Origin of the sequence: Streptomyces sp. R41 (genome assembly GCF_041053055.1) — a bacterium.
Classification (GTDB): Bacteria; Actinomycetota; Actinomycetes; order Streptomycetales; family Streptomycetaceae; genus Streptomyces.
Window position 1 is genome coordinate 9,374,353 of record NZ_CP163443.1, and the last position, 12,929, is coordinate 9,387,281.

Below are 12,929 nucleotides of genomic sequence, written 5' to 3' on the forward strand. Positions count from 1 at the left end.
CCCGTGTCCCCAACTGCCGCTCGCATCACCGCGGTCGACACCTACGACATCCGTTTCCCCACCTCGCGCGAGCTCGACGGCTCCGACGCGATGAACCCGGACCCCGACTACTCGGCGGCGTACGTCGTGCTGCGCACCGACGCCGCCGACTTCCCCGAGGGGCACGGCTTCACCTTCACCATCGGGCGGGGCAATGATGTCCAGGTCGCCGCGATCGACGCGCTGCGGGGGCATGTGATCGGACGGTCCGTCGACGAGCTGTGCGCCGACCCCGGTTCCCTCGGCCGCGACCTGATCGGTGACAGCCAGCTGCGCTGGCTCGGACCCGAGAAGGGCGTGATGCACATGGCGATCGGCGCCGTAGTCAACGCCGTATGGGATCTGGCCGCCAAACGCGCGCACAAGCCGCTGTGGCAGCTGCTCGCCGACGCCGAGCCGGAATGGCTGGTACGCCAGGTCGACTTCCGCTACATCACGGACGCGCTGACGCCGCAAGAGGCGTTGGACCTGCTGCGGCGGGGCAAGCAGGGGGCCACCGAACGCGCCGCGACTCTGGGGGCACAGGGCTTCCCGGCGTACACCACCTCGCCCGGCTGGCTCGGCTACAGCGACGAGAAACTCACCCGGCTCGCCGCCGAGGCCGTCGCCGACGGCTTCACACAGATCAAGCTGAAGGTGGGCGCGGACCTGGCGGACGACGTACGCCGCTGCCGTGTCGCCCGCTCCGTGGTCGGCCCGGACATCCGCATCGCCATCGACGCCAACCAGCGCTGGAACGTCGACGAGGCGATCACCTGGACCAAGGCGCTCGCCGAGTTCCAGCCCTACTGGATCGAGGAGCCGACGAGCCCCGACGACGTCCTCGGCCACGCCACCGTCCGCAGGGCCGTCGCCCCGGTCAAGGTCGCCACCGGCGAGCACGTGCAGAACCGCATCATCTTCAAGCAGCTGCTCCAGGCCGGCGCCATCGACGTCCTGCAGATCGACGCGGCCCGCGTCGGCGGCGTCAACGAGAACCTCGCCATCCTGCTCCTCGCGGCCAAGTTCGGCGTGCCCGTCTGCCCGCACGCCGGAGGCGTCGGGCTGTGCGAACTCGTCCAGCACCTCTCGATGTTCGACTTCGTGGCGCTGTCCGGAACCACCGACGACCGGGTCATCGAATACGTCGACCACCTGCACGACCACTTCCGCGACCCGGTGGTGATCCGCGAGGGTCACTACATGGCACCCTCCACGCCGGGCTTCTCGTCGACCATGCGGCCCGAGTCCATCGCGGAGTTCACCTACCCCGGCGGTACCTTCTGGGCCGCCGATCTCGCCCAGCAGGCTCTCACCGACCAGAAGGGGGAAGCGGCATGACGGACGCTCAGGGCGCTCAGGACTTCGAGGGACTCAAGGCGCTGGTGACCGGCGGCGCCTCCGGCATCGGCCGGGCCACCGCCGACCTCCTCGCCGCGCGCGGCGCGCAGGTCGCCGTCCTCGACCTCGACCCTTCCTCGGTCGAGAAGCCGCTGCTCGGCTACCGTGCCGACGTCACCGACGACGCGTCCGTACGCTCGGCGGTGGCCGCGGCGGTCGCGGACCTCGGCGGCCTCGACGTACTGATCAACAACGCGGGCATCGGCGCCCAGGGCACCGTCGAGGACAACGACGACGAGCAGTGGCACCGGGTCCTGGACGTCAACGTCCTCGGCATGGTCCGTACGGCCCGCGCCGCCCTGCCCCGGCTGCGCGAGTCCGCGCACGCGGCCATCGTGAACACCTGCTCCATCGCCGCCACCGCGGGCCTGCCCCAGCGCGCCCTGTACTCGGCTTCCAAGGGCGCAGTCCTCTCGCTCACCCTGGCCATGGCCGCCGACCACGTCCGAGAGGGCATCCGCGTGAACTGCGTGAACCCCGGAACGGTCGACACGCCCTGGGTCGGCCGCCTGCTCGACGCGGCGCCCGACCCGGTCGCCGAACGCGCCGCGCTGGAGGCCCGCCAGCCCACCGGCCGCCTCGTCTCGGCAGCCGAAGTCGCGGGTGCCATCGCCTACTTGGCGAGCCCGCTGTCCGCAGCGACCACCGGCACCGCGCTCGCCGTCGACGGCGGCATGCAGGGTCTGCGCCTGCGCCCGGTGGGCCAGTGAGCACGCTCGGCAGCAGCGGCGTCGAGGTCAGCGAGCTGTCCTTCGGCGCCGCGGGCATCGGCAACCTGTTCACCGCGGTCACCGACGAGCAGGCGTACGAGGCGGTCGAGGCGGCCTGGGCGGGAGGCATCCGCTACTTCGACACCGCGCCGCACTACGGCATCGGGCTCTCCGAGCGGCGCCTCGGGGCGGCCCTGCGTGAGCGGCCCCGCGCCGAGTACACCGTCTCCACCAAGGTGGGCCGCCTCCTGGAGCCCACGGACGCGGGCGGCGACGATCTGGCCGACGGCTTCGCCGTGCCCGCCACGCACCGCCGCGTCTGGGACTTCAGCGCGGACGGCGTACGACGCAGCCTGGACGCCAGCCTCGAGAGGCTCGGCCTCGACCGGGTGGACGTCGTCTACCTGCACGACCCGGACGACCACGCCGAGCAGGCCTTCCGCGAGGGCTACCCCGCCCTGGAGAAGCTCCGCTCGGAAGGCGTGGTCGGCGCGATCGGCGCCGGCATGAACCAGGCCGAGATGCTCACCCGCTTCGTCCGCGAGACGGACGTCGACGTGGTGCTGTGCGCGGGCCGCTACACACTGCTCGACCACCGGGCGCTGACCGAGCTGTTGCCCGACGCCCAGGAGCGCGGTACGTCCGTCGTGATCGGCGGTGCCTTCAACTCCGGTCTGCTGGCCGACCCGCGGCCGGGAGCGACGTTCAACTACAGCGCCGCGCCAGCCGAGTTGCTCGAACGGGCCCTGCGCCTGAAGGCTGTCGCCGAGCGGCACGGCACCACGCTGCGCGCCGCCGCCCTGACCTTCCCGGCCGCCCACCCGGCCGTCGCGAGCGTGCTGGTCGGTGCCCGCTCGGCGGACGAAGTCCGCGACTGTGTACGGCAGTTCGCGAAGCCGGTGCCCTTGGAGTTCTGGGTGGAACTGCTCGCGGAAGGACTGCTGCCCGCCGCTGCCCCCGTACCCGTACAGGAGCCGTCATGAGAGTCGCGCTGCACACCAAGGTCCGCGCGGACCGTGTCGCCGAATACGAGGCCGCGCACCGCGAGGTCCCGGCCGAGCTGACCGCCGCGATCCGCGCGGCCGGAGCCACCTCCTGGACGATCTGGCGCAGCGGGACCGATCTCTTCCACGTCCTGGAGTGCGAGGACTACGGGCGGATGCTCGCCGAACTGGAGAAACTGCCGGTCAACATCGCCTGGCAGGCCCGCATGGCCGAACTCCTCGACGTCGTCCACGACTACTCCGACGAGGGCGCGGACGCCGGTCTGCCGGTCGTGTGGGAGCTGCCGTGAGCGTGGACGCGCACCACCATGTGTGGGACCTCTCCGTCCGCGACCAGGACTGGATCACGGGACCCGAACTCCAGCCCCTGCGACGGAACTTCACCCTCGCGGATCTCGAGCCGCGGGCGCGGGACGCCGGGTTCGACCGCACGGTCCTGGTGCAGACGATCACCGTCCCGCAGGAGACCCCCGAGTTCCTCGCCCTCGCGGCGGAGAGCGAGCTGGTGGCGGGGGTGGTGGGATGGAGCGACCTGACCCGCCCGGACGTGGCCGACGAGCTGGCACGGCTGCGGGAGCTGCCGGGCGGCGCGTACCTCAAGGGCATCCGACACCAGGTCCAGGGCGAGCCCGACCCCGAATGGCTGCTGCGCCCGGACGTACGCCGGGGGCTTGCCGCCGTGGCCGAAGCGGGGCTCGTCTACGACCTGGTCGTCGTACCGCACCAGCTCCCGGCCTGCGCCAAGGCCGCCGCCGCCCTGCCCGAACTCACCTTCGTCCTGGACCACTTGGGCAAGCCGCCGATCGCGTCGGGCGACCTCGAACCATGGGCGTCGGACATCCGAGCGCTCGCCGCACTTCCCAACACCGTGTGCAAACTCTCGGGCATGGTCACCGAGGCCGACCCCGCAGCCTGGACGACCGACACACTGCGCCCGTACGCCGACACGGTTCTGGAGGCCTTCGGCCCCGGCCGCCTGATGTTCGGCTCCGACTGGCCGGTCTGCACGCTGGCGGCGACGTACGGCAAAGTCGTCCGCACCGCCGGGGAGTTGACGGCCGGTCTCGGTGACGCCGAGAGGGAGGCCGTCTTCGCCGGCACCGCCACCCGCGTCTACGGCATCTGACCCTCGCCCCCTGCGGCCCCTGCCGTGCCGCACACGGCGAGGGCGGCGGCGCGCCGTGCGGCGACGTGTGCACCGGGTCACGTCGCACGCCTCCGGGCGCGGCTGCCGGCCCAGGCGCTCGACGACAGCGGACACGACCGCGGTGGACTGGACCGGGCCTGCGGAGTCCTCGGCGTCGCTCGGCCCGCACCCTGCTCCTGCCCTGGTACCTGTCCACCAGTCTCGACCCGGGCCGGCGGACCGGAGACGTTCCCGTCACTGCCGCCCTGGCCGGCCGGCTGGTCGACCCGCACCGGGCGGTACGTGGACCTCCGGGGAGCCGTCTAGTACGGAATACGACGCTCGGCCTCCGTCTCCAGCCGCGTCGGCGGCAGGAAGTCGCGTACGTATGTGCGGTGCCAGCACGCGCCCGTCTCCCGCAGTTCGCGCCAGGTCGTGTACCGGTAGCGGAAGAGGCGCGCGCGGATGTAGTGCGGCGGGGCGTCGGGAGGGAACGGGGAGCGGCGCAGCAGTCGCAGCGTGTCACGGTCGTTCTCCAGGAGCCGCTCCACCAGACCCGTGAACCACGAACCGGCGTACGCCGGGGAGAGTGCGATGAACCACATCAGCCAGTCGAGCCGCAGATGGTACGGGGCGAACTGGCGTGGCCAGTACCGTGGATCGCCCGGCTTGCCCTTGAACTCGTACTCCCGCCACTCCGATTCCTCGTAGGGCATGGCGTCCGCCGTGCCCTCGAGGATCACCTCGTAGCGCACCCGGCTGACACTGCCGAATGCCCCGTAGGTGTTGACCAGGTGGAGCGGGTCGAAGGAGCGGTTCATGACCTGGCGCCGGGAGAGCAGATTGCGCGCCGGGCGGTAGCTGAGGGCCAGCAGGCCCGCGGCCACGGCGAGGACCACGACCTCGTACCAGAGCGGTGGGCCGGCCACGTGCGGGGGAGTGGTGGGGAACTCGACCGCCGACAGGGCCACCACGATGGTGATCCAGTTCAGCCAGGAGAAGTTGCCGGACAGGACCAGCCACAGCTGAGTGAGGATCATCAGCGAGGCGGCGGCCGTCGCGATCGGCTGCGGGGTGAACAGCAGGATCGGGACCACGAGTTGGGTGACGTGGTTGGCGGCCACCTCGACCCGGTGGAACGGCTTCGGGAGATGGTGGAAGAACCAGCTCAGCGGGCCCGGCATCGGCTGTGTCTCGTGGTGGTAGTGCAGGCAGGTCAGCTTCCGCCAGCACGCGTCGCCCCGCATCTTGATCATCCCGGCGCCGAACTCGACGCGGAACAGCACCCAGCGCAGCAGGAAGAGGACGACGATCGGCGGGGCCACCTCGTCGTTGCCGAGGAAGACCGCGAGGAAGCCCACCTCCAGGAGCAGGGACTCCCAGCCGAACGAGTACCACGTCTGGCCGACGTTGACGATCGACAGATACAGCGCCCACGGAACGGTCCACAGCAACATCCCGCCCCAGAGCGGCAGTTGCGAGTCGAGGCCCGCGATCAGCGCCACGGACACCGCGCAGCCCGTCCAGGACCAGGCCGCGTAGAAGCGGTCCGAGTAGTGCCAGTGGAACACGCTCGGCGCGTCACGGAACGGCACGAGCGCCACGAAGCGGGGGACCGGCAGCATCCCGCGCTCCCCGGTCAGCGCGCGGAACTGCAGAGCCGCGCCCAGGAACGCGACGAGGTACACGACGGCCAGCGCCCGTTGGAAGACCAACCGGCTCAGCCAGTACTCGGGTGCGATGAACCACTCCACGGCGAGTGCTCCTCTCCCTCCCATTGTGACGCTGGGTGACCGCCTCCGCTTGCGTAAGCCAACTGGGCGACGCAGACAATGGTGGACGAATTGCCCGGGATGAACGGGAGAACGTGGTGCACAGACCCACCGGAACAGTGGTGCGCATACCCACCAGAACCTTCGTCACGGCCTGCGTGCTGTGGGCGGCGCTCCTCGTCGCCGGGTGCGGCGGCGACAACCAGAAGAGCCAGGTGGCGTCCGGCGGATCGGGCGGTGAGGTATTCCTCCAGCCCGTCGCGGCGCAGGGGCCCGATCCCTTCACCGACTCCACGGCGACCACGCCACACGTCACCCGAATGCCGCAACCGAAGTCCACTGGGAACGGCTCCGTCGCGCAGGGCGTGCGCTCCATCTCGGGCTCCACGCCGGGTCTCTACGGCGGTACCCGGAACGTCGGCAGCTGCGACGTCGAGAAGCAGATCGGGTTTCTGACCGCGGACCGGAGCAAGGCCCGTGCCTTCGCTGAGGCCTCGGGGATCTCCGAGGCAGCCGTCCCGGGCTTCCTGCGCGGTCTGACCTCGGTCGAGCTGCGCGCCGACACGCGGGTCACCGACCACGGCTTCAGCGACGGACGGGCGACCAGCTTCCAGTCGGTGCTCCAGGCGGGCACCGCCGTCCTCGTCGACAACCGGGGCGTGCCCCGCGTCCGCTGCGCCTGCGGCAACCCGCTGAACCAGCCCGCCGCCCTCCGGGGCAACCCGGTCACTCAGGGCCGGCCCTGGTCCGGATATCAGCCCGCCCAGGTCGTCGTGGTGACCCCGGCGCCCACCGTGATCAACAACATCACGATCATCAGCATCGTCGACAACACCTGGATCGAGCGCAGGATCGGTGACGACGGCCACCACGACCACGCCGTACCACCGTCCGACGACTGGACGCGGCCCCGGAACCCGGGCGAGGGGGAACCCAGCGCCTCCCCGACCAAGAAGAGCCCGCGGCCCCACGCATCGGAGCCCGACTGCGTCACGCCCGCGGAGACGGTGACCGTCACACCGGGAGCGACCGAGACAGCTCCCACAGGGACGTCGACCGTCACGCCGGGAGCGACCGAGACCGCGCCGGGCGGGACCGGCGACTCCGAGGCCCCGCTGTTCGACGCGGCGAGGCTCAGGCCCTCGGCCGACGCGTCGGGGGATCCGGCGGCAGAGCGCTCGCAGTGCCCCACGGACACCGCCACGGCGTCGCCGACGACGGCGCCCGAGAGCACACCGGCCCCCTCGGACGGGACCCCGTCGGGCAAGCCTCCCTCGGACGAGAGCACCGGTCCGGAGACGCGCTCTGCCGCACCTGACCGGTCCGCGTCCGAGGAGCCCGCGTCGCCCCTCGACCCGTCGAGCGAGTCGAGCGGTACAGGGAGCGAGGACATCGGTCCCGACACCGTCCCGGACAGCCCCGACGTGCCCGACGGCGGTGGTCTGATCCCGGACGAGTCGCCTGGCGTGGACAGCATCTTCGACGCCCCGACCGACGTCTTCGACAGCTGAGCGCCCGCTCGGAGGGGAGCCCGGAGACGAGCTCCCCAGAAGTCGAATAATCAGGCGAATCCTGGCAAGGTGGCCCCATGGTTGATCGGGGAGCGAGCGCCCTGGCACTCCCGGACGACTGGCCCGCCCACCCGGATCCGATCCTGGCGCTCAACCGCATGGGCAGTTTCGACTGGGACCTGGACTCCGGTCTGTTCCACATGGACGCCCAGGCCCACGAGATATTCGATGTGCGCCCCGACGAGTACGACGGCTACCCCGAGAGCCTGGCCGTGCGGGTGCCACGGGCAGAGGGCCACCGCCTCGACACCATCGTGTCCCAGGCCCTCAAGGACGGCAGCGAGAACTACGGCGCCTACTTCCGCGTCCGTCGCCGCGACGGTTCCATGCGCTGGACCCACACCCAGGGCTACATCCGCCGCGACGGGACCGGCAAACCGCACCGGATCATCGGCATCGTCCGCGACGCCACGGAGGAGCTGAGCGAGAGCGCGGCGCGCCGCGAACAGGCCGCCCAGGACGAGGCCCGGCGCCAGCAGACGAACGTCGTCCAGATCACCACGGCGGCGCTCGCGCACGCCCGCACCGTCCAGGACGTCATCGAGGTCCTGGAAGACACCCACGGCCTCACCCACCTCGGGGCGACGAGCCTGGTCATGGGCCTGGTGGAGGCCGGCCGCATCCGCCTGGTCGCCACGGGCCCCGAGGACAGCTACGTGCCCGGCACCCGGGTCACGCGCCTCGACGCGAAGTACCCGATGAACGAGGTCGTACGGAACCTCGCGCCGCACTTCATCGAGTCGCCGGAGGAGTTCGCGGCGTCGTATCCCCTGCTGTGGCCCAACATCACCGACCTGAACATCACCTCGGCCGCGTATCTGCCGCTCATCGTGCAGGCCAGACCCATCGGCGCGATAGGTCTGCTCTACAACGACCGGCGCGGCTTCTCGGCGGAGGAGCGCAACGTCCTCGTGGCGCTCGGCAGCAGCATCGCGCAGAGCCTCCAGCGCGCCATGTTCTACGAGCAGGAGAAGGACCTCGCCCAGGGCCTCCAGCAGGCCATGCTGCCGCGCTCCATCCCCAGCGTCCCCGGCGCCGACATCGCCGTCCGCTATCGCTCCGCCTCGCTCGGCCGCGACATCGGCGGCGACTGGTACGACGTGATACCACTGCCCGGCGGCCGGGTCGGCGCCGTCATCGGTGACGTCCAGGGTCACGACACGCACGCCGCGGCCGTCATGGGCCAGCTGCGCATCGTCCTGCGCGCCTACGCCGCCGAGGGCCACACCCCCGCCACCGTGATGGCCCGCGCCTCGGTCTTCCTCGACGAACTCGACACCGACCGCTTCGCGACCTGCCTGTACGCGGAGGCCGACCTGTCCACCGGAGTGGTCCAGCTGGTCCGCGCGGGCCATATCGACCCGCTGATCCGGCAGACCGACGGAACCTGTCGCCGACTCGCGGTCGAGGGAGGTCTGCCGCTCGGGCTGTCCGCGGAGTTCGGCCGCCTCGAATACCCGGTCGACACCGTCGAGCTGGACCCGGGCCAGACGCTGCTGCTGTACACCGACGGGCTCGTCGAACAGCCCGGTATCGACCTCGACGAGGGCATGCACACCCTCAAGGGGCTCATCCGCTCGGGCCCCGAGGACGTCCGCGACCTCGCCGCCGCGCTCATCGACGTGGCCGAGGAGCGCGGCGGCGACGACGACGTGGCGCTGCTGCTCCTGCGCCGCCAGGGTCTCACCACCCAGCAGGCCGGCGGACGTCTCCAACAGCACGTCGCCCCGGGCGACCCCGAGGCGCTCACCGAGGCCCGCCACATGATCCGCGCCGCGGTTCGTGCCTGGGGCGCCGGCGAGCGCGCCGACGAGGTCGAGCTCGTCGCCGACGAACTGATCACCAACGCCCTGATGCACACCGAGGGCTCCGCCATCGTCACCCTGCGGGTCCTCGCCGGCTCCGACCGCAGGCTGCGCGCCGAGGTCGAGGACTCCTCCAGCGCCCTGCCGCGCCGCCGCGAGGCAGGCGAGTCCGGCGTGTCGGGCCGCGGCCTCCTCCTCGTCGACCGGTTGACCGACGTCTGGGGCGTGGAGGCCCGCGGCGGCGGCAAGTGCGTGTGGTGCGAGTTCATCGTCCCGGCACGGGTCTGACCAGCGGTGCACCGGAGGCTGTCGGGTTTCGGGTGGTGTTGTCGGTGCCGGGTGGCACCCTGGATCCATGCCGGAACTGCCCGAGGTCGAAGCGCTCAAGGACTTCCTGGCCGACCATCTCGTCGGACGCGAGGTCGTGCGCGTGCTGCCCGTCGCCATCAGTGTCCTGAAGACCTACGACCCGCCCGTCACCGCCTTCGAGGGGCGCGAGGTCACGGCCGTGCACCGGCACGGCAAGTTCCTCGACATCGAGGCGGAGGGCCTGCACTTCGTGACGCACCTGGCCCGCGCGGGCTGGCTGCAATGGAAGGACACGCTGCCGGACGGCCCGGCCCGCCCCGGCAAGGGCCCGCTCGCGCTGCGTGTCGCGCTGGAGACCGGAGAGGGCTTCGACCTCACCGAGGCGGGCACCCAGAAGCGGCTCGCCGTGTATGTCGCATGGGACCCGGCGGAGATCCCCGGCGTGGCCCGCCTCGGCCCCGACCCGCTCGCCGACGACTTCGACGAGGTGCGGTTCGCCAAGCTGCTGCAGGGCGAGCGGCGCCGGCTGAAGGGCGCGCTGCGCGACCAGAGCCTGATCGCGGGAGTGGGGAACGCGTACAGCGACGAGATCCTGCACGCCGCCAAGATGTCGCCTTTCAAGCTCGCCTCCTCGCTGACACCCGAGGAGACACGACGCCTGTACGAGGCGCTGCGCTCCACGCTCACCGAGGCGGTCGAGCGCTCCCACGGGCTGGCCGCCGGGCGCCTGAAGGCGGAGAAGAAGAGCGGATTGCGGGTGCACGGCAGGACGGGCGAGCCCTGCCCGGTGTGCGGCGACACCATCCGCGAGGTCTCCTTCAGCGACTCCGCGCTGCAGTACTGCCCGACCTGCCAGACGGGCGGCAAGCCGCTGGCGGACCGCCGGTTGTCCCGGCTGCTCAAGTAGGCGGTGCTCACAGAGTCGTGCTCACGGCCGTACTCAAGGAGCGAAAGAGCGGTTGATCAGCGGGACTTGAGCGCTCGGCGGGCCTCGACCGCTCGGCGGGACCGCGGTGCTCAGTGGGACCGCGGTGCTCAGTGGGACCGCGGTGCTCAGTGGGACCGCGGTGCTCAGTCGGACCGCGGTGCTCAGTCGGAACCACCGTGTTCGGCGGAGCCGCTGTGCTCAGTGGGACTTGAGCGTCACCAGGTGTTTGCCGTCCATCGTGCGCACCTCGAACCGGCTGATCTCCTCGGTCTGGAGCGCCGCGCCGCCCTCCATGCTGGTGGCCTCGCCGTTGTGCGGCGCCACCATCCAGCTCGTCACCGTCTGCTCCGAGCCGTCGTTGCCCACGGCGATGAGCTGACAGGGCCGAGGGCCCCCGGCGTCCTTGACCTCGACCTCGACCTGACTGCCCCAGACCCGGTCCTGGGTCGTGACCTGGGCCCACACCCCGGTCTCGGTGTCCGTCGCGGCGACCTGTGTCGACTGTGGATCGTGCGCGGTGACGATCGCGATCGCGGGCCCGCCCGCGGCGAAAACCACGGAGGCCGCCACCGCGTACAGCCAGCGCCTGCGCCCGGCTCGGTGCCGCGTCGCCACCTCATTGAGCAGTCGGTCGCGAAGCCGGGGCCCGGGGGCTGCGAACGGGTGTACGGAGCGCGGTGTGGCCCGTCGGTACAGCATCAACTGCCGCGCGGCGGGACGGAACTCACTCACGTGCGCCGTGCAGCTGGGGCACTCCATGAGGTGATCCTCGAAGCGGAAGGCGTCCGCCTCGTCCAGCACGCCGAGCGCGTAGGCGCCGACGTCACGATGCCGTTCCAGGGACCTCATACCGAATACCGAATCCTTGTGGCGATGGTGCGGGGTGGGGGTGGTGTTGCTGTTGCCCACCGGTACGCACCAGACCGTCGAATCACTCAAGACCCGTCCGGAATAGCGGCCAAGACATTCGGAGCGAGAGGGCCCGCGGATTGGTGCGAGCGCAAAAAAGTTGCTCGGAAGTGTGGTCGGACGTGGCGGTCAGAACAGGTGGATCGCCAGATGCCCCAGCGGCAGCCCCAGCCGCCAGGCCGGCGTCCACACCTTCGGACCGTCGTCCTCGCCCGGAACCGGGCCGCCGCCGGGCACCGCGTCCAGGTCGGGAGCGAGCAGCTCGGTCTCCTCCAGCCAGCGCCAGGCAGCCGACGCCAGCGCCAGGTCCGGAGCGGGAGCGCCGGATGCGGCAGCCTCGGCCACGAGCCGTGCCATGTGCTCCCGCACCCAGTCCTGCCACGGCTGGTCGTACGCCGTCAGCGAAAGCCACGTCTCCAGCTGAGTGACGACCCGGATCCCGGAGAGCTCACCGTCGCTGTCGGAGAGGAAGATGGTCAGCGCCAGCGCGTCGCGCCCGGCGCGGAACTCGAAGGACGTGGGCGGCATCAGGTCGCCGGTCCGCAGCAGTTCGTCGGCGATGTACTCGGCGTACAACCACGCCATGGGGACGGTGAGTTCGCCACCGCCGGTGCCGTCCGTGCTCTCTTGACCTCTGTGCAGCATCCCTTCCTGCCTTCCTCCGGTTGGCGTGCGCGTCGCCCGACCCCGGGCCCCCAGTCCGGAACACGGATGAGGCAAGCTGAGTGCTCAACCATGGTCCTCAGCAAGGCGCTTTACGGAGGTTTGACTCGGCCTTCGGTTTCACCGCAGGTCGGCCGCGTATCCCGGAAGAACCCGGCGCAGGGCGCGCAGCGCGTAGTACGCGCGAGACTTCACCGTACCGGGCGGAATTCCGAGCGCCGCGGCGGCCTCCGCCACACTCGCCCCTTGGAAGTACACCTGCACCAGGACTTCACGGTGCTCCGGAGTGAGTGTCTTCACAGCCTCCCGCACATCGAGCATCGCCGCGGACCGTTCGGCGTGATCGGCACAGACACGCGCACTCTCCAGCACCGCGTCGCCGACCTCCGCCGGGCGCGCCTGACGGGCCCGCCGCGCGTCGATCGCGAGCCGCCGCCCGACGGTGAGCAGCCAGGGGCGTACGGAGTCGAAGTCGTCGGCACGCAGCGCCTCGGGGTGCTGCCAGGCGCGTACGAACGTCTCCTGCACCAAGTCCTCGGCGCGCTGCCGATCGCCGTCGGACAGGCGCAGCAGCAGCGCGAAGAGGGGTCGGCCGTGCTCGCGCTGCAGCGCGGCCAGCTCGTGCTCGGCGGTCGTCCCGTGCGTGATGGTGGTGGTTCCGGCCGTCATGGCGTGTATGCCAGCGGGTGCCGCTCCGCGGGGACAGGGGCGGG

At 71.2% G+C, this 12,929-nt stretch carries 12 protein-coding genes; 8 read left to right on the plus strand and 4 right to left on the minus strand.

Annotated elements, in window-relative coordinates; all coding sequences use genetic code 11:
- Positions 1–3: 3 nt before the first annotated feature.
- The 5 genes from AB5J53_RS42600 to AB5J53_RS42620 are packed head-to-tail and all read left to right on the plus strand — an operon-like array spanning position 4 to position 4,259.
- The gene (locus AB5J53_RS42600) at positions 4–1,359 is read left to right on the plus strand and encodes an L-fuconate dehydratase (RefSeq protein WP_369250937.1); all 1,356 of its coding nucleotides are present in this window, start codon (positions 4–6) and stop codon (positions 1,357–1,359) included.
- Complete coding sequence (locus AB5J53_RS42605) at positions 1,356–2,129, plus strand: SDR family NAD(P)-dependent oxidoreductase (RefSeq protein WP_369250938.1); 774 nt, start codon at positions 1,356–1,358, stop codon at positions 2,127–2,129. The genes AB5J53_RS42600 and AB5J53_RS42605 overlap by 4 nt, the downstream gene beginning before the upstream one ends.
- Positions 2,126–3,112 carry an aldo/keto reductase gene (locus AB5J53_RS42610; RefSeq protein ID WP_369250939.1) on the plus strand — a complete coding sequence of 329 codons (987 nt, stop codon included), beginning with the start codon at positions 2,126–2,128 and terminating at the stop codon, positions 3,110–3,112. The genes AB5J53_RS42605 and AB5J53_RS42610 overlap by 4 nt, the downstream gene beginning before the upstream one ends.
- Positions 3,109–3,423: an L-rhamnose mutarotase gene (locus AB5J53_RS42615; protein ID WP_369250940.1), complete on the plus strand. Its 315-nt coding sequence runs from the start codon at positions 3,109–3,111 to the stop codon at positions 3,421–3,423. Before AB5J53_RS42610 ends, AB5J53_RS42615 begins: the two co-directional genes overlap by 4 nt.
- On the plus strand, positions 3,420–4,259 hold the full coding sequence (locus tag AB5J53_RS42620; RefSeq protein ID WP_369250941.1) for an amidohydrolase: 840 nt from the start codon (positions 3,420–3,422) through the stop codon (positions 4,257–4,259). Before AB5J53_RS42615 ends, AB5J53_RS42620 begins: the two co-directional genes overlap by 4 nt.
- A gap of 323 nt (positions 4,260–4,582) precedes the next feature.
- Here the strand turns inward: AB5J53_RS42620 and AB5J53_RS42625 are convergent, their stop codons facing one another.
- The gene (locus tag AB5J53_RS42625) at positions 4,583–6,013 is read right to left on the minus strand and encodes a lipase maturation factor family protein (RefSeq protein WP_369250942.1); all 1,431 of its coding nucleotides are present in this window, start codon (positions 6,011–6,013) and stop codon (positions 4,583–4,585) included.
- Between the two features lie 116 nt (positions 6,014–6,129).
- Here AB5J53_RS42625 and AB5J53_RS42630 point away from each other — a divergent pair, with 116 nt between their 5' ends.
- The 3 genes from AB5J53_RS42630 (at position 6,130) to AB5J53_RS42640 (ending at position 10,623) form a co-directional block, all read left to right on the plus strand.
- Entirely contained in the window at positions 6,130–7,542 is a 1,413-nt protein-coding gene (locus AB5J53_RS42630) for a DUF6777 domain-containing protein (RefSeq protein ID WP_369250943.1), read from the plus strand.
- Positions 7,543–7,619: 77 nt separating this feature from the next.
- Complete coding sequence (locus AB5J53_RS42635; protein WP_369250944.1) at positions 7,620–9,695, plus strand: SpoIIE family protein phosphatase; 2,076 nt, start codon at positions 7,620–7,622, stop codon at positions 9,693–9,695.
- Positions 9,696–9,762: 67 nt separating this feature from the next.
- Positions 9,763–10,623, plus strand: a complete 861-nt coding sequence (locus AB5J53_RS42640) for an Fpg/Nei family DNA glycosylase (protein ID WP_369250945.1) — start codon at positions 9,763–9,765, stop codon at positions 10,621–10,623.
- A gap of 219 nt (positions 10,624–10,842) precedes the next feature.
- On the opposite strand, the gene AB5J53_RS42645 is transcribed toward AB5J53_RS42640, so the two are convergent.
- The 3 genes from AB5J53_RS42645 to AB5J53_RS42655 form a co-directional block, all read right to left on the minus strand.
- On the minus strand, positions 10,843–11,493 hold the full coding sequence (locus AB5J53_RS42645) for a zf-HC2 domain-containing protein (protein ID WP_369252827.1): 651 nt from the start codon (positions 11,491–11,493) through the stop codon (positions 10,843–10,845).
- A 189-nt stretch (positions 11,494–11,682) separates the two neighbouring features.
- Positions 11,683–12,198, minus strand: a complete 516-nt coding sequence (locus AB5J53_RS42650; protein ID WP_369250946.1) for a hypothetical protein — start codon at positions 12,196–12,198, stop codon at positions 11,683–11,685.
- A gap of 138 nt (positions 12,199–12,336) precedes the next feature.
- Entirely contained in the window at positions 12,337–12,885 is a 549-nt protein-coding gene (locus AB5J53_RS42655) for a sigma-70 family RNA polymerase sigma factor (RefSeq protein ID WP_369250947.1), read from the minus strand.
- Between the last annotated feature and the right edge of the window lie 44 nt (positions 12,886–12,929).

Excerpts from the sequence above, each read along its gene's own strand:
- AB5J53_RS42640 (WP_369250945.1), top strand. The coding sequence starts at position 9,763 with ATGCCGGAACTGCCCGAGGTCGAAGCGCTCAAGGACTTCCTGGCCGAC.
- AB5J53_RS42635 (WP_369250944.1), top strand. The coding sequence starts at position 7,620 with ATGGTTGATCGGGGAGCGAGCGCCCTGGCACTCCCGGACGACTGGCCC.
- AB5J53_RS42615 (WP_369250940.1), top strand. The coding sequence starts at position 3,109 with ATGAGAGTCGCGCTGCACACCAAGGTCCGCGCGGACCGTGTCGCCGAA.
- AB5J53_RS42645 (WP_369252827.1), bottom strand. The coding sequence starts at position 11,493 with ATGAGGTCCCTGGAACGGCATCGTGACGTCGGCGCCTACGCGCTCGGC.
- AB5J53_RS42655 (WP_369250947.1), bottom strand. The coding sequence starts at position 12,885 with ATGACGGCCGGAACCACCACCATCACGCACGGGACGACCGCCGAGCAC.
- AB5J53_RS42650 (WP_369250946.1), bottom strand. The coding sequence starts at position 12,198 with ATGCTGCACAGAGGTCAAGAGAGCACGGACGGCACCGGCGGTGGCGAA.
- AB5J53_RS42605 (WP_369250938.1), top strand. The coding sequence starts at position 1,356 with ATGACGGACGCTCAGGGCGCTCAGGACTTCGAGGGACTCAAGGCGCTG.